The sequence below is a fragment of the Enteractinococcus helveticum genome (assembly GCF_001657475.1).
GTDB lineage: Bacteria > Actinomycetota > Actinomycetes > Actinomycetales > Micrococcaceae > Yaniella > Yaniella helvetica.
Window position 1 is genome coordinate 1 of sequence record NZ_LXEY01000002.1, and the last position, 396, is coordinate 396.

Sequence of the window (396 nt, forward strand, 5' to 3'; positions counted from 1 at the left end):
GTACACACGCTTTAGATTTAACGTTATGGATGATGGATAATTATGAGCCAGAATCAGTGATGGGTTCAACATTCCATAAATTAAATAAACAGCATCATGCGGCAAACGCTTGGGGTTCATGGAATCCAGATGAATTTACAGTTGAAGATTCTGCGTTTGGATTTATTAAAATGAAGAATGGAGCGACGATCATTTTAGAATCCGCTTGGGCGATTAATTCTTTAGAAGTGGATGAGGCAAAATGTTCATTATCAGGAACTAAAGCAGGTGCTGATATGAAAGATGGTCTACGTATTCATGGTGAAGACATGGGTACACTTTATACCAAACACGTTGAATTGGAAAACAAAGGCGTCGACTTTTATGAAGGTAATGAAGTGGATGAAGCTGAAGAAG

Annotated in this window: 1 pseudogene; it reads left to right on the forward strand. The window is 38.1% G+C overall.

From position 1 onward, the window contains the following. Positions 1-29 precede the first annotated feature (29 nt). Positions 30-396: pseudogene (locus A6F49_RS00005) on the forward strand (hypothetical protein); the annotation flags it as partial.